Genomic DNA, 17,880 nt, shown 5'->3' with positions numbered 1-17,880 from the left:
TCTTCGATTACATAAAGTTGAGCTGAATTAATGACGCTCAATTAATGCGCTTTACGTGCTAAAAATAATAATTAAACACACAGCAAGTGTGTGTAGGAGTCTCTATTTTGAAGCCATTGGAAGATAAACCAATCAAACCCGCCTCGTTTTTTGATGCATTAATTCCTATCTCTGTATTAATCTGTTTACTTGGTGCGGCTGTATACTTATTCGGTGACAACTCTTCATCCGGTCCTAACCAAATAGCACTTTTATTTGCCACTTTTGCAGCGGCTTTAATTGGTCTTAAAAACGGTTACACATGGAAAAAATTAGAACAAGCTATGATCGAAGGCATAACGCTTTCACTTGGTGCTATTTTAATTTTACTTATGGTAGGTGCATTAATTGGTACTTGGCTACTTTCTGGGACTGTACCAACTCTAATTTATTATGGCTTACAAGTTATCAATCCAAGTTGGTTTTATGCAGCGAGTTGTTTAATTTGTGGCATTGTAGCAATGAGTATTGGTAGTTCTTGGACCACAGCTGCTACGATAGGTGTTGCTTTATTAGGTGTTGCTACGGGTCTTGGACTTGAGCAAACAGTAACCGCAGGTGCAGTTATATCTGGTGCATACTTTGGTGATAAGCTAAGCCCGCTGTCAGAAACAACCAATCTGGCACCAGCAGTTGTTGGCGCTGATTTGTTTGAGCATATTCAACATATGCTGTGGACGACAGTACCAAGTTTTGTAATTGCACTGATTATATTTATATTCATGGGGTTTAATGCAACAGCTTCAAGCGAAGCAGGGCGCATTGATGAAATAACGGCTATTTTACAGCAAAACTTTAATATTGGTTTTGAAATGCTGATCCCGTTAATCGTACTTTTAGTTTTAGCTATTAAAAAAATGCCAGCATTTCCTGCTATCTCAATTGGTGCTGTTGTGGGCGCTGTTTGGGCTATGTTGTTTCAGTCTGATCTAATTGCTAGCCAAATTGATGTTTCTCAAGGACAGCTAGTTGGCTACTTTAAACTTGTTTGGACTACTTTCTTTGATGGTTTTAGCATAAGTACCGGCGATGATAAGATGGATTCCTTACTCAGCGGTGGCGGTATGGCCGGTATGCTTACAACTACATGGCTGATTATGACTGCACTGATGTTTGGTGCCATTATGGAAAAAACAGGTCTTTTGGATATTTTTGTAAAAAGCATACTTAAAATAGCTAAAAGCACGGGGTCGTTAATTGCGGCGACAATAGCTACGTGTATAGGAACTAACGTAATAGCGGCCGATCAATATATAGCGATTGTTGTACCGGGACGTATGTTTAAAGATGAATACGAAAAACGTGGTTTGAAGCCTGTTAACTTATCTCGTACATTGGAAGATGGCGGTACAATTACTAGCCCACTAATTCCATGGAATACGTGTGGCGCATACATGCAAAGCGTTTTACTTATAAACCCTTTTGATTATGCACTCTACGCTTTCTTTAACTTAATTAACCCTGTTTTAGCGGTTGTTTATGCCTACTTAGGCATTAAAATTTTACGTATTAAGCCAAAACAATTTGCCTAATTTTAAGCAGCTCCTTTTAACTTAAAAGGAGCTGCTTTGGAGTATCTATGACTGAATCAAGTAAACCCCAAGCACAATATCTTAAAGACTATAAAGCTCCTGACTTTCTAATTGACCACACAGAGCTAACATTTGACTTACAGCCTTTATCAACCAAAGTAAGCTCTTTACTAACACTTACCCGAGTTGGTGATAAAAAAGCACCTTTAGTGCTTGATGGTATTGATTTGCGTTTACTGTCTTTATCTGTTGATACAGTTGATATAACGGATTATGAAATTGTTGGTGAGCAGCTAATAATTAATAACCTACCGGATAGTTGCCAATTAAGTATTGTGACCGAGATATCACCTGAGACGAATACTTCTTTAGAAGGTTTATATTTATCGGGCGGTGCGTATTGCACACAGTGCGAAGCGCAGGGGTTTAGAAAAATCACCTATTACATGGATCGCCCTGACGTACTTGCCACGTTTGATGTAACTATTATTGCGGATAAAAAGTATCTACAACTTCTTTCTAATGGTAATCAAGTAGATAGCGGTGAAACATCAGATGGTCGTCATTTTGTGAAATGGCAAGACCCATTTAAAAAGCCGAGCTATTTATTTGCACTTGTGGCGGGCGATTTTGATGTTTTGAAAGATACCTACACGACTAAAAGCGGTAAAGACGTAGAGTTAGCATTATTTGTTGATAAGGGTAATTTATCTAAAACACCTCATGCTATTGCTTCACTTAAAAAAGCAATGCAATGGGATGAAGAACGCTTTAATTTAGAGTATGACCTTGATATTTATATGATTGTAGCCGTCGATTTTTTCAACATGGGCGCGATGGAAAATAAAGGGCTAAACGTTTTTAATAGTAAATGTGTATTAGCCAATCAAGAAACAGCGACAGACAAAGACTACCATACGATTGAATCCATTGTAGGGCACGAATATTTTCATAACTGGACAGGTAACCGAGTTACTTGTAGAGATTGGTTTCAATTATCGCTAAAAGAAGGATTAACTGTATTTAGAGACCAAGAGTTTAGTAGTGATTTAGGTTCTCGTGCACTTAACCGAATTGATGCAGTTAAAGTAATGCGTACGCATCAGTTTAGCGAAGATGCAGGCCCTATGGCGCATCCAATTCGTCCTGAAAAAGTTATTGAAATGAATAACTTTTATACTGTAACAGTATACGATAAAGGTGCTGAAGTTATCCGTATGATGCACACGTTACTGGGTGAAACTAATTTTCAAAAAGGGATGACACTTTACTTTGAGCGCCACGATGGGCAAGCAGTAACATGTGATGACTTTGTCAGTGCAATGAGCGATGCATCAGGTGTTAATTTAGAGCAGTTTAAGCTGTGGTATAGCCAATCGGGTACCCCGCGCTTAAATGCAATACAACATTTTGATAGCAGTTCAAATACGTATACATTAACAATAGAACAAGCAGCACCGGACAATCAGCCAGACAATAAACCACTTCATATACCTTTTGCTATTGAACTACTTGATGCGAATGGGGAAAGTATTGCTCTGCAATACAAAGGTAAAAAACTAGATCATGTGCTTGATGTAACAAGTACGACTCAAACATTTAGCTTTGATAATATCTTAGAAAAGCCCGTTGCGGTTTTACTCGAAGATTTTTCTGCACCTTGTATTTTAAATCAGCAAACAACAGAGCCCGAACTATTACATATTATGCGTTTTGCACGCAGTGATTTTTCACGTTGGGATGCACAACAGCAGCTATTTATTAAAGCGATTAAATCTCAGATTACCGACACAACTAATAGCGTGTTAAGCAGTGAAACTATAAATGCGCTACGTGTACTTATAAACACCAAAGAGGGCGATTTAGCTTTAATTGCAGAGCTGTTTAAACTGCCAAGTTTTGATACATTAGCCGCTGAATTTGAAGTAATACCTGTAGATGAGATTATTGAAATAACAGAAAAGTATGAGCAACAAATTGCTGACGAACTTGCTGATGAACTGCTTGCTTGTTACGAATCTCTTGAAGATGATGGCAGTATAAGTGCAAGCTCCGTTGCTAAGCGCGCTTTAAAACAAACATGCTTGCATTATTTGGCTAAAACTCAAAAGCCAGAGGCTGTAAGCTTTATTAAAGAAGCCGCAAGTTCGACTAATATGACCAATGTACTTGGTGCACTAAGCGCAGTGGTAAAAGCATCCCACCCTATACAAGATGAGCTTTTGAGTCATTTTGATAGTCAATGGCGCCATGATGTTTTAGTGATGGATAAGTGGTTTGCACTGCAAGCTATGCAGTCAGGCAATAAAGCTATAGATAATATTAAGGCACTTTACGAACATCCGTGTTTTGATTTTTCAAACCCGAACCGTGTCCGTGCACTTGTAGGAAGCTTTAGTCACTTTAATACAGCACAATTTCATCGCTCAGATGCCCAAGGCTATACGTTATTAGGTGACTTGTTAATAAAACTTAATGCAATTAATCCACAAAATGCGTCTCGTATGCTAACACCGTTCATGTCATGGAAGCGTTACGATGATGTTCGCTCTCAAGCAATGAAACTGCAATTACAACGCTTAGCTAATCTAGATGGACTAAGTGCTGATTTGTATGAAAAGGTTGAAAAAGCGCTCGCATAAATGATTGAGTATTATTTTACCTTAAGATTGAGCTATAACGAGTGCATGGATTACTACCATGGCCGTTTTAGCTCTTTACAAGTTGTAGAAGATGGCGGTAAAACGATTCGTTTTGCTGCTACACATTTGAGGCCCTTCATTTCAAGTTTAGGTGTACGTGGCCGTTTTAGACTCTTATTAACCCCCGAAAACAAGTTTATCCGCCTAGAGCGAGTGGCCTGACACTCGGTTTTTATGTTATATATACATAAAAATATTGTATTTTTGTTAATTTCAATTTGTCCTATTGTTAAATTACGTGTATAAATTATCTGGTACGACGTCTTACCAATACGTAAGCGTCAACCAAAATATAAAGTATACGGAAGATTAGAGCGAGTATTTGTAATTTCACTGATTCGCTTCTATCGTTATGATTACACTAAAAACAATAACTTGATCACACAAAATGACCCGCGACAGGGGGGAACCAAAATGATAAGAAGATCGCTTTTTGTTAAAAATAGAATCGCTATAGGTATAGCAGCCGCTAGCTTAGGTTTATCTGCAGCAAGTACACAAGCTGTAACATTTGAAGCTGGAGGTTTTGACATTACCTTCGATTCAACCTTTTCATATGGGCAAAGTGTTCGCGTAGAAGACAGAGACTTTAGCCTAATTGGTAAAAGTAACAATCCGGCATTTGATTGGACAGGTTACAACCCTGCGCTAAACAACACTATTTACTCATCTCAAGATGTATGGGCTCAACCTGGCTCTTATTCAAATAATGGTGATGCTGGTAATTTAAATTTTGACAGTGGTGACTCATTTTCAAAACTTTTGAAGGGAACACACGACCTTTCAATAAATAAAGATAACTACGGTTTGTTCACTCGCTTCATGTATTTTTATGACTTTGCGTTGATGGATGGCTATCATGCATATTCAAATCCTACATCAGGGCAGGGGGTTGATCCGTGTGATGATAAAGACACTAAAGCGCAAAGCTGTGCAGATATTCGTTTATTAGATGCGTTTGTGTGGGCTGATTTTGATTTAAATGATGGTAATAACCCTTTATCTGTCCGTTTAGGTCAACAAGTAGTTAACTGGGGTGAGAGTACACTTATATCTCATGGTATTAACGTAAACCCAGTTGATATTGACCGATTGAAAGCGCCAGGTGCTGAGCTTAAAGAAGCATTCATACCTGTAGGCATGCTTTGGGCATCGCTTGGCATTACTGACAACATTACCCTTGAAGGTTTCTACCAATACCAATGGCAAGAAACGCGTTTACCAGCAGCTGGTACGTATTTTTCGACTAATGACTTTGCAGCAGAAAATGGTTATCAGCAGAATGTTCAATTAGGTTTTACGTCTAATCCTGATATTGATGTCGCTTTTTTAACAGATAGCCTGAATAACTTAACATCTGATTTTGCATTGGCCGCAGCAGCACAAGGTATTGATCCTTCAAGTGCAGAAGGAAGTGCTTTATTAGCTCAAATGTATCTTGCATACCCAACTAAAGTTGCTTTAAAAGGTAAAGGAGATAATGGTAAAACAGAGCCTGAAGATGGCGGTCAGTATGGTTTACGTTTAGGTGTATTTTTACCTGAATTTAATGATACTGAAATTGCACTCTATCACGTGAATTATCATAGCCGTCGTCCGCTTATATCTGGTCGCGTATCAAACTTTTCACAAGCTGCAATTGCCCAAGATTTAGCGATGATCATGACAACAGAAATCACGTCAGATAATGTTGCTGATTTAACTGCTTTTTCTAAAGCTGAAAACGAATACCCTGAAGATATTAAGTTATATGGTTTAAGTTTTAATACGACTATTGGCGAAACAGCCTTCGCGGGTGAATTTGCTTTTCGCCAAGATGAACCGCTACAAATTGATGACGTAGAGTTACTTTACACAGCTATGCCTGAGCAATTGGCGGTTGCTGGTATTCGTCCTGATTTTGCGGGTATTTCGCAAATGAGTATAGGCGATGCGGTAAGCTCAGTTGGTGCAGGTGAAGTTGCCAAAGGCTACATTGAACGTGATACATCACAAATTCAATTTACAGCAACACATTTATTTGGTCCTTCATTAGGTGCTGATAGCTGGGCTGTAGTTGGTGAAGTGGGTGTAGTTAAAATTCACGATATGCCTGGCTATGACGAAATGCGTTTAAATGTATCAGGCACTGGCCGTAGTGGCACAATAACAGGCCCAGGTACTACTGATTATTCAACATTGCAACTTGGTCTTTCAAATGGCGCTGAAGAGAAATCATTCGCTACAGCATCGTCTTGGGGTTACCGCCTAATTGCGAAAGGCGATTACTTCAACTTTTACAAAGGTATTAACTTTTCACCACGTTTTGTATTTTCTCATGACGTAAACGGTAATACACCAGATCCTATGTTCTTATTTATCGAAGATCGTAAATCTTTAGGTGCTACGATGAACTTTAACTACCAAAATGCGTGGTCACTTGATGTGAGCTATAACTCGTTTTGGGGCGGTGGCGGTGTTAATACATTCTCAGACCGCGATTACGTTTCTTTTAACTTAAAATATTCTATTTAGGGGTAACATTACTATGATTAAAAAACCTACCCTCATCGCTACAGCATTTTGTAGTTTGTTTGCAAGCAGCGCAGCCTTGGCTAAATTAAACGCTGATGAAGTTGCTCAATTAGGTCAAAACTTAACGCCAATGGGTGCAGAAAAAGCTGCGAATGCTGATGGTTCTATTCCAGCGTGGAATAATGGAATTACAACAGCGCCTGCAGGTTATGAAGCTGGTATGCATCATCTTGACCCATTTACAGCTGATAAAGTGCTTTTCACTATCGATAAAAGTAATATTGAAAAGTACAAAGCCAATTTAAGTCCGGGTCAAATTGCTTTATTTGAAGCATACCCAGACACATTTAAAATGCCAGTGTATGAAACACGCCGCTCAGCTTCGTACCCTCAGTTTGTTTATGACGCGACTAAAAAGTTTGCACCGACTGCTGAATTAATCGAAGGCGGTAACGGTATTAAAAATACCGCGATAGGTATTCCTTTCCCTATTCCTAAAACAGGTTTAGAGGCAATTTGGAATCACTTATTACGTTACCGTGGCCAGTCTATTGAGCGCTTTGGTGGTCAAGCTGCACCGACTGCATCTGGCTCTTACAACTATGTTGGTTTTGATGAGCAGCTATTAGTTAAATACTCAGATCCAAGCGCTACACCAGCAGAGCTACAAGACTCAAACATTTTGTTTAAGTTTAAACAAAGCGTTACAGAGCCTGCACGTTTAGCGGGTACTGCATTATTAGTTCATGAAACAATGGACCAAATATTAACGCCGCGCCAAGCATGGACTTATAACTCGGGGCAACGTCGTGTTCGTCGTGCACCTAATGTTGCATATGATGCACCAGGCACAGCTGCAGATAGCCTGCGCACTACCGATGATTTTGATATGTTTAATGGCTCACCAAATCGTTACAACTGGACGCTAAAAGGTAAGCAAGAGTTATACATACCTTACAACAGCTATAAACTTCATAGCGACAAGCTAGAGTACGATGATATTTTAATGCCTGGCCATATTAACCCAGAACATACACGTTACGAAAAACATCGTGTTTGGGTTGTTGAAGCTAACTTAAAAGATGATACACGCCATATCTATAAAAAGCGTGTGTTTTACATTGATGAAGATAGCTGGCAAGTACAGGTAACTGATATTTATGATAACCGCGACCAACTTTACCGTGTAGCCATGGCTTATGGCCTTAACTATTACGAAGTTCCTACACAGTGGAGTACCCTTGAGGTTTATCATGATTTGAATTCTCGTCGTTATTTAGCAATTGGTTTAGATAACCAAGAAAAAATGTACGATTTTTCACAGTCGTTTAACGATAACGAATTTACTTCAAGCGCTTTACGTCGCGCAGGTAGATAGTATTAAACTAGGCACTTAACAATATGTTAAGTGCCTTTTCCTTTCTCATCGCGTTTGTCTTACAGCGCGCAACGCAATCCCTAGTAAAAAGACAAACAACTCTCTCGTACAAGGCGATTAAAATTTATGAAGTATTTGGTATATGCCAGCCTGATAATAAGCGGTGCGAGTGTTGCACAAGAAGCCCCTAACTATGCAATCAGTGCAACAAATGCAGCTAAAACCTTACTCACCGATATAACTAACACGGGTAATGGCTTAATTGCTGTTGGTAAACACGGTACTGTTATTAAAAGTACATCGGGTGATTCATGGCAACAAGCTGAGCTAGTTCCAACTCAAGTGCTCTTAACTGCCGTTGATTTTAGTAACGAAAATAATGGATGGGCGTGTGGCCACGATGCAACAATCATAAATACTACTGACGGTGGCGTTAATTGGCAGCTACAACAAGCATTACCTGAATTAGACAAACCATGTTTAGATATTTTATTTGAAGATGACTTAAAAGGTTTTGCAGTGGGCGCATATGGCATGTTTTATCAAACTGCAGACGGTGGTCAACATTGGCAAAAACGCTTTTTAGATTCGCTACTTTTTAGTGATGATCGTGATTACTTAAACGATTTAAAAGAAAATGACCCACAAGGATATGAAGCGGAAACTGCTTCTATTTTACCGCACTTTAATCGTATAGAAAAAACAGACAATGGATTAATGCTCGTTGGTGAAATGGGTTTAATGGCCAGAAGCATTGACGATGGTCAAACTTGGCAAAGAATAGAAGAAGTTTATCCCGGTTCATTCTTTGCAGTTGCCTCTGATAGCATTCAAGAAATTGTGGCGGGGCTACGAGGTAATGTTTTTGCAAAGCAAAGTGGCGAAAAGCAGTGGCAGCATTTTGAAAATGTTAAAACAGCGACGATTAACAACATCATTAATTATAATAACAAACAATGGCTCATGCTCGCTAATAGTGGCGTTATTTTTCATCTTCAAGATGGGTTACTCACCCATGAGCAGCTTGCTGACGGTAAAGCGATTCTTGATGGTGTAATTTTAGATAACAGATTGATCATGGCTACAGAAGATGGCATTAAAGTGAAGGAGTTAACCCCTTAATGCATAAGTTACTCGATTTTATTGAAAAGGCGATTTTTAGACATCGCTTAATTATGCTTATAAGTTTTGCACTTATAACCTGTTTACTTGTATTTAAAGCGACTCAAATTCAACTTGATGCATCGTTTAATAAAAATATCCCGTTAAATCACGATTACATGAAGGTATACACTAAACATGAAAAACAGTTTGGTGGTGCAAACAGTATTTTAATTTCAGTATGTGACGACAGCGGAGATATATTTAATCCAGAATTTTTTACTCAATTAAAAGCGGTTCACGATCAGCTTTATTTTATTCCTGGTGTAAATCGTCCTTTAGTGAATTCTATATTTTCACCTAGTGCTCGCTTTGTAGAAGTAGTAGAAGATGGCTTTGCCGGTGGTCCAATTATTCCTGCAAACTTTAAAGCTGATACGCGTGGATTAGGTGTAGTAAAGGAAAACATTGAAAAAGCAAAAGTTGTAGGGCGTATGATTGCCAGCGATTACTCGTGTGCAATGGTAACGGCTCAACTTTTAGAAACAGATCCCCAAACACAACAAAAATTAGACACATTAGCTTTTGCACAAAAACTAGAAAGTGATTTAAGAGAGCCTTTAAGTACAGACAAAGTAAGTATTCATATTATTGGCTTTGCAAAAATGGCTGGTGATATAGCTGAAGGCGCAAAAGGGGTAGTCGTATTTTTTGCCATTGCTATCGCCTTTACCTTTATTATGGTTTGGCTATTTTGTGGCAGTTTAAAGCTAACTATTTTGCCTATCGCGTGTTCTATTATTGCCGTTATTTGGCAATTAGGCCTGCTTTCAAGTTTAGGGTTTGGACTAGACCCTATGTCTATTTTGGTGCCGTTTTTAGTCTTTGCTATAGGTGTAAGCCATGGTGTGCAGATGATTAATGCTATTGGCAAAACAGTAGGTGAAGGAAAAAGTACGCGAATTTGTTGTCAGTCAAGTTTCAGGGCTTTATTAATACCTGGTGGTATTGCACTGCTTTCAGATACCGTAGGCTTTTTAACATTACTTACTATTGATATTGGTATTATTCGCGAACTTGCTATTACAGCGAGTTTAGGTGTAGCAGTAATTATATTTACAAATTTAATTTTGCTGCCAGTTTGGGCGTCGTACATGAACTTTGAAAACAGTGTACATATTCAATCTGGTGATGCTGAGAAGCCTAATATACTTGATAAGATCAGAGACATTTTAGTAAAAGCAACCGATCCTAAAATCGCTAAAATGATTATCGGTTTTACCCTTGTTTTATTTGCTCTAGGATACTGGCAAGCAGATAAAATGCGTATAGGTGACTTACACGCAGGCGCGCCATCTCTGCATCAAGATGCCCGTTATAACCAAGACACGTTTTTAATTTCGGATAAGTACACTATCTCGTCTGATATTTTAAAAGTAATTGTAGAGGCGTATCCTGCAGCATGTACTGAGCATGATGTGATGGAGCGTATAAGCCGTTTTCAATACAAAGTTGAGAATGTGGCCGGTGTGCAGTCTGCTGTAAGTTTGAGCTCTGTAGCTCAATCGGTTAACGCGGGCTACAACGAAGGCAATTTAAAATGGCAGAGTTTGCCACGAAATTCAGCAAGCTTAGTACAGTCAACGTCTCGAGTTGAAACTAGTACAGGCTTACTTAACGGTGATTGTTCAGTTATGCCAGTGATTATATTCTTAGATGATCATAAAGCACAAACTATCGATACCGTAATTAAGAGTGTTAAGCAATTTGCCCAAGAAGAGGGCACTGAAAAACTAGCATTTAAATTAGCGTCAGGACCTGTGGGCGTAATGGCAGCTACTAATGAGTCTGTATCAGAAGCACAAATACCCATGATGCTTTACGTTTATGGTGCCGTTATTATTTTATGTTTAATGAGCTTTAGAAGCGTAAAAGCAACAGTAGCCGTGGTATTACCGCTTTATATTGTATCAACCCTTGCCCAAGCACTTATGGTACAGCTGGAAATAGGCTTAACAGTTTCTACTTTACCTGTAATTGCATTAGGTGTAGGTATTGGTGTTGATTACGGTATTTATATACTGTCGTCGATGATGGGGCAGCTTAAGCAAAACGTACCGCTTAGTGTTGCTTATCGAAATGCGCTTGTTGAGCGTGGCAGCGCGGTTCTATTTACTGGTATTACATTAGCTATTGGTGTGAGCACTTGGATATTCTCAGATCTTAAATTCCAAGTTGATATGGGTATACTATTAACCTTCATGTTTTTAGTGAATATGTTAGGTGCAGTGTTGTTATTACCCGCAATTGGTAGCCTTCTCTGGACTGACCAGAAAAAATAATGTGAATACTTTTGCTCCTAAATGGCCAGTAATGGCCATTTATATCTATATTTTGTGAATAGATGACCAAATAGCTGAAATGCTTAAAATGTTTTCATCGAAAAGGCTGTTTATTAGCTGTAAAAGGGTTAGAATTTAACTGACTCCACGCTAATAATACGCTGTACAAATATTCTGCTTTTAGCAGTAATAGATTAAGGAACATACAATGACACGAAATGAAGGCCAAGCCTCGGTTATCCTAGATAATGTCTGTAAGCTGATCCAGAAAAAAGTTCGCGCTGATAATGTGTTACTCGTTGAGAAATTCGCCAAAGCCTTGTACAGCAATATGTCTAAAGAGGATTTGGCAAACCGCAACGATAGTGACCTATATGGCGCAGCATTAAGCCTTTGGAACTCGCTAGAAAAAAATACTACTGACGACGCTGTTATCCGCGTTTTCAATCCAGAAGTGGCAAAAGATGGCTGGCAGTCATCACATACAATCGTTGAAATTATCACTAAAGATATGCCGTTCTTAGTTGATTCTGTTCGTATGGCCATGACTCGTGAAAATATCGCCTCTCACTTATTACTTCACTGCCCATTAAAAATTAAGCGTGATGAAAACGCTAAAATTTCTGGATTATCAAATTTAAAAGCAGAGCAAGAATCTTCATCTACTAAAACAGTATTTTTTATTGAAATTGACCGTCAAACAGATTCTTCTGTGATTGAGTCTTTCAAAAAAGAATTAGAGTCTGTGCTTGTTGATGTATCAGTTGCTGTTGATGATTGGCAACCAATCCGTAAAAAATTGATTGCAGTGACTAAAGAGTTACCTAAACGTCATCATAATAAAAGTAAAGATGAAGTTTCAGAAACAACTGAGTTTTTAGATTGGTTAGCTAAAGATAATTTTACTCTAATGGGTTACCGTGAATATGAGTTAAGCCCAGTTCAAGGTGATTACCAACTAAAAGGTAAAATGGATACAAGCCTAGGCTTGATGAAAAACTCGACTGAAGAACACACTCGCTTATTATCAGAATTACCTGAAGTTGCACGTCAAGAAGCTCGTAGCAGCAACCTACTGATTTTAACAAAAACTAACTCTGTTTCTCGTGTTCATCGTCCAGCTTACATCGATTATGTAGGCATTAAGCGTTTTGACGATGAAGGCAATGTAATTGGTGAAGACCGCTTTATCGGTTTATTTTCATCAAGCTTTTACAATAACAGTGCTACTGATGTACCTGTGTTAAAAAGTAAAATTAATCGCATTATGGAAATGTGTGATTTTGCTAAAGGTACTCACGCTTACAAAGCTGTTTTAAATATTTTAGAAACCTACCCACGTGATGAGCTAGTTCAAGCGCGCGAAGGTGAGCTACTTGAAGTTGCTATGGGTGTGTTACAAGTACAAGAGCGCGATATGTGTCGCTTGTTTGTACGTAAAGATGCGTATGGTCGTTTTTTATCTTGTATGGTTTATGTACCTCGCGAGCGTTATAACACGGCTCTTCGTCGTGAAACGCAAGATATATTAGCTAATGCATTTAATTCTGACGATAAAGTTGAATTTACTACTTATTTCTCTGAGTCAACACTGGCGCGTACTCATTACACCGTTCGTGTGACCGACAACAAGATCGAATATAACGTGAAAGACATCGAAAACAATTTAGTAGAAGCTGCACGTACGTGGGAAGATAAACTTCAATCTGCACTTTTAGAGTCTGCGGGTGAAGCTCGTGGTAACGATTTAAATCGTAAATACTGTAATGCGTTTGCACGCTCATACAAAGATGAAGTGCTTCCAAGTGCTGCGGTTGTTGATATTGAAAAGTTAGAACTACTTAGCGATGAAAACAAACTAGAAATGTTGTTTTACCGTCCTCAAGAAGAAGCAAACAGCAATATTGTACGATTAAGCTTATTCCATAAAGATGAGCCGATTCACTTATCTGATGTTATGCCAATGCTTGAAAACTTTGGCCTTCGCGTTGTTGGTGAAACACCATACTCAGTTAAAACTAGCGATGGTCGTATCAACTGGATCATGGACTTCTCGATGCTTATTGACAGCAAAGGGATGGCGGATTTTGATAAAATTTCAGCACGTTTTCGTGCTGCATTAACAAATGTTTGGGGCAACCGCCTTGAAAACGATGGTTTTAACCGTTTAGTGTTAATGGGTGGTCTAACAGGCCGCGAAGCCTCTATTTTACGTGCGTACGCTAAATACATGCGTCAAATTGGTGTAACGTTCTCACAAAGTTACATAGAAAGTACATTTGCAAATTATCCAAATATCGCAGCGCAAATTGTTAACTTGTTTGCTAAAAAGTTCTCAGTTAAAAGCCCTGCAAGTGCTAAAACACTTGAAAAGCTAAGCACGCAAATTTATTTAGAGCTTGAAAATGTAGCAAACCTTGATGATGACCGTATTATACGTTTATACGTTGATATGATTGTTGCGACGCTGCGTACTAACTATTTCCAAAAAGACGATGCCGGACAGTTTAAGTCTTATGTGTCGTTTAAAATACAACCTAGCTTAATTCCTGATGTACCACTTCCTTTACCTGCGTTTGAAATTTTTGTTTATTCTCCGCGCGTAGAAGGTGTGCATTTACGTTACGGCAAAGTAGCACGTGGTGGTCTGCGTTGGTCAGATCGTCGTGAAGACTTCCGTACTGAAGTACTTGGCTTAGTTAAAGCACAACAAGTTAAAAATACTGTAATCGTACCTGTAGGTTCTAAAGGTGGCTTTGTATGTAAACAACTACCGACTGAGCGTGAAGCGTTTATTAAAGAAGGCCAAGAGTGTTATAAAATCTTTATCCGTGGTCTTTTAGATATTACTGATAATATTGAGCGTGGTGAAATAGTACCAGCGCGCGATGTTGTTCGTCACGATGAAGATGATGCTTACCTAGTAGTTGCAGCGGATAAAGGAACTGCTACTTTCTCTGATATCGCAAATGGCATTGCTAACGAATACAATTTCTGGCTAGGTGATGCATTTGCATCTGGTGGCTCGGTTGGTTATGACCATAAGAAAATGGGTATCACAGCAAAAGGCGCATGGGAGTCAGTTAAACGACATTTCCGTGAAATGGATATTGATTGTCAAACTACCGACTTTACAGTAGTAGCAATTGGCGATATGGCAGGCGATGTATTTGGTAATGGTATGCTGTTATCTAAGCATATTCGTCTACAAGTCGCCTTTAACCATATGCACATTTTTGTTGACCCTAATCCAGATGCTGCTACATCTTACCCTGAGCGCGAACGTTTATTTAATATGCCGCGTTCTTCTTGGGAAGATTACAATAAAGAGCTAATTTCTGCCGGTGGCGGTGTGTTCTCTCGTGCAGCTAAATCAATTACGCTTAGCCCAGAAATGAAAAAAATGTTGGGCACTAAAAAAGCTAGTATGACACCAAATGAGTTAATGAAAGCCTCATTAATGATGGAGTTTGATTTACTGTGGAATGGCGGTATTGGTACATACATTAAACACTCTAAAGAAACTGATGCCGATGTAGGGGATCGTGCAAACGATGCACTACGTATCAATGGTAGAGATTTAGGCGCTAAAATAATAGGTGAGGGCGGTAACTTAGGTGCAACGCAATTAGGTCGTGTTGAATTTGCAGCTAAAGGTGGTCGTGTTAATACTGACTTCATTGATAACGTAGGGGGTGTTGCCTGTTCAGATAACGAAGTTAACATTAAGATTTTACTTAATGGCTTAGTCGCTGAAGGTGACCTAACACGTAAACAACGTGATGAGCTACTTTACTCAATGACAGATGAAGTTTCTGAATTAGTATTAAAAGACTGTTACCGTCAAACACATACTATTTCAATTACGCAGTCTAAAGGAACTTCAACGCTCAAAGAAAAGATTCGCTTTATTCATGCGCTTGAAAAAGAAGGCAAGTTAAACCGTGCTATCGAATTTATTCCAAGTGATGAAGAATTGGCAGAACGCGCCGCTGCAGGTAAAGACTTAACTCGTCCTGAGCTTTCAGTGCTAGTGTCTTACGCAAAAATGGTATTAAAAGAGTCTTTAGTAAGTGATGAAATTACTGAAAACCCTTACTATCGCCAATTGCTTGTTAAGTCATTCCCACGTCCATTGCGTGAGAAGTTTAACGATGCGATGAACAACCACCCACTTCGTAAAGAAATTATTGCAACTAAACTTGCTAACAGTATCGTTAACGATATGGGTTTAAACTTCATGGTACGTATGCATGAAGAAACCGGTGCTAATGAAGCTGAGATAGCAATGTGTTACTCAATTGCTAGCGAAATATTTGAAATGCGTGAAACATGGTCTTCTATTAGTGCACTTGATAATAAAATACCAGCAGCAGTTCAAACTGAAATGCTTTACCAACTTCGTCGTACTGTGCGCCGAGCAACGCGTTGGTTCTTACGTCATCGTAATAAGTCACAAACGATTGAACAAGGAATTGAATTCTTTGCGCCAACCTTTAAAGATTTAAGCGATAACTTAAATACGTATATGATTGAAAAAGAAAATGATCGTATTGTAATTGAGGCCAATAAGTTAATTGACGCGGGCGTTCCAACAGATATAGCTAATCGTATTGTTTCTTTATCAAGCTTATTCTCTGTGATGGATTTAGCAGAAGTTGCGAATAGTTCAGGTAAGAGTATTTCGATGGTGTCCAATACTTACTTTAAACTAGGTGCAAGAATGGGTCTGCATTGGTTCTTAGAGCAAATAACTAAGCAACCAGTAGCAAATCATTGGCAAGCACTTGCTCGCTCGTCTTATCGAGAAGAGCTTGATTGGCAGCAACGTACGTTATCTGAAGTTGTATTAAATAGCTTTGAAGGTGATGAGAGCGATGTTGATAGTCAAATAGACGAGTGGATGGATAGCCAAGATTTATTACTGCAACGCTGGAAACAAATGCTGGCTGAGTTTAAAACATCACAAAGTCACGACTTTGCTAAGTTCTCGGTTGCACTTCGTGAACTTATGTTGTTAAGCCACAATTGTGATACATCGGGAAAATAATTTAGCTTTAATCAGTTAATTGTTTAGTAAATAAATAACTGATTGTTAAAATTGTTATACAATACCTCAGCCTTGTCTGAGGTATTTTTTTGTCTAAAATTTAAAAAGAGGATTATATTGATGTTTTATGATTTAGCTCGCCGTTTTATGTTTACCCGTGATGCGGAGTGGGCGCATGAGTTTGCACTTAATAATCTTCGTCGTTTTACCAATACCCCTTTAAATTTAGCTTGGTCGCAAAATATTTCTGATAAGCCAGTCGATTTTTTGGGTCTGAAATTTAAAAACCCTGTAGGGCTAGCAGCTGGCCTTGATAAAAATGCGGAATGTATTGATGCATTCAGCCAAATGGGCTTTGGTTTTATTGAAGTTGGCACTATTACGCCGCGTGCTCAAGCGGGTAATGATAAACCTCGTATTTTTAGGTTGCCAGAATCAAACGCTATTATTAACCGTATGGGTTTTAATAATAAAGGCGTTGATAACTTAGTTTCAAATGTAAAAGCAGCAAAATACAGCGGCATACTCGGTATTAATATTGGTAAAAATAAAGATACGCCAAATGAACAAGGTAAAGATGACTATATTCATTGTATGCGTAAAGTGTTTGAGCATGCCTCATACATTACGGTAAATATTTCATCACCAAATACACCTGGCTTGCGTGATTTGCAATATGGCGCTGCACTTGATGATTTACTGCAGAGTCTTAAAAACGAACAGTTAGATTTAGTTGCAAAGCACAATAAACAAGTGCCTATGCTTGTAAAAATTGCACCGGATCTAGATCAAATTCAAATTCAACAAGTAAGTGAATCACTTTTAAATAATAAAATCGATGGTGTAATTGCCACCAACACCACGCTTGAGCGAGCTGCAGTTATGGGCCAGCAATATGCAGAAGAAGCCGGCGGTTTATCAGGTCACCCTGTTAGAATGCGTTCTACAGAGGTTGTGAGTGAATTGAAACGCTTAACACAAGGTAAATTACCAATCATCGGAGTTGGCGGAATAGATGATGCGCAATCTGCAAAAGAAAAGTTCGATGCAGGCGCAAATTTAGTCCAGGTTTATACTGGGTTCATCTACAAAGGTCCACAATTGGTAAAGTCGATCGTTAACGGCTTATAAGGATCAGTTATCTAAGCTTTTGATCGTTCGATAAATGTTCTAAGCAAGCATTTTAAAAGTGGTCAAAAGCGGTTATACTGTGAGCAATAAT

The 17,880-nt window shown here is 38.7% G+C and carries 9 protein-coding genes; all 9 read left to right on the top strand.

What is annotated here, in order from left to right:
• Window positions 1-107: 107 nt before the first annotated feature.
• The 9 genes from nhaC to pyrD all read left to right on the top strand — a co-directional run bounded on the left by nhaC (window position 108) and on the right by pyrD (window position 17,789).
• Complete coding sequence (gene nhaC, locus GQR47_RS02730; RefSeq protein WP_182711195.1) at window positions 108-1,571, top strand: Na+/H+ antiporter NhaC; 1,464 nt, start codon at window positions 108-110, stop codon at window positions 1,569-1,571.
• Between the two features lie 47 nt (window positions 1,572-1,618).
• Complete coding sequence (gene pepN, locus GQR47_RS02725; protein WP_165723489.1) at window positions 1,619-4,213, top strand: aminopeptidase N; 2,595 nt, start codon at window positions 1,619-1,621, stop codon at window positions 4,211-4,213.
• Complete coding sequence (locus tag GQR47_RS02720; RefSeq protein ID WP_010552655.1) at window positions 4,214-4,435, top strand: DUF2835 family protein; 222 nt, start codon at window positions 4,214-4,216, stop codon at window positions 4,433-4,435.
• Window positions 4,436-4,687: 252 nt separating this feature from the next.
• Entirely contained in the window at window positions 4,688-6,787 is a 2,100-nt protein-coding gene (locus GQR47_RS02715) for a DUF1302 domain-containing protein (RefSeq protein WP_154903039.1), read from the top strand.
• Window positions 6,788-6,800: 13 nt separating this feature from the next.
• The gene (locus GQR47_RS02710) at window positions 6,801-8,165 is read left to right on the top strand and encodes a DUF1329 domain-containing protein (protein WP_165721954.1); all 1,365 of its coding nucleotides are present in this window, start codon (window positions 6,801-6,803) and stop codon (window positions 8,163-8,165) included.
• A gap of 126 nt (window positions 8,166-8,291) precedes the next feature.
• The gene (locus GQR47_RS02705) at window positions 8,292-9,287 is read left to right on the top strand and encodes a YCF48-related protein (protein ID WP_165723488.1); all 996 of its coding nucleotides are present in this window, start codon (window positions 8,292-8,294) and stop codon (window positions 9,285-9,287) included.
• Window positions 9,287-11,608: an MMPL family transporter gene (locus GQR47_RS02700; protein WP_165723487.1), complete on the top strand. Its 2,322-nt coding sequence runs from the start codon at window positions 9,287-9,289 to the stop codon at window positions 11,606-11,608. The genes GQR47_RS02705 and GQR47_RS02700 overlap by 1 nt, the downstream gene beginning before the upstream one ends.
• Window positions 11,609-11,816: 208 nt before the next feature.
• Window positions 11,817-16,658: an NAD-glutamate dehydrogenase gene (locus GQR47_RS02695; protein WP_002961899.1), complete on the top strand. Its 4,842-nt coding sequence runs from the start codon at window positions 11,817-11,819 to the stop codon at window positions 16,656-16,658.
• Window positions 16,659-16,778: 120 nt separating this feature from the next.
• Window positions 16,779-17,789, top strand: coding sequence for a quinone-dependent dihydroorotate dehydrogenase (pyrD, locus tag GQR47_RS02690; protein ID WP_024595575.1), 1,011 nt, complete (start codon window positions 16,779-16,781; stop codon window positions 17,787-17,789).
• The last annotated feature ends 91 nt before the right edge of the window (window positions 17,790-17,880 follow it).

The sequence above is a fragment of the Pseudoalteromonas sp. Z1A2 genome, assembly GCF_011378755.1.
Classification (GTDB): Bacteria; Pseudomonadota; Gammaproteobacteria; order Enterobacterales; family Alteromonadaceae; genus Pseudoalteromonas; species Pseudoalteromonas distincta.
The sequence above is the reverse complement of the archived record's forward strand: the minus strand, read 5'-3'. Positions and strand labels throughout refer to the sequence as shown.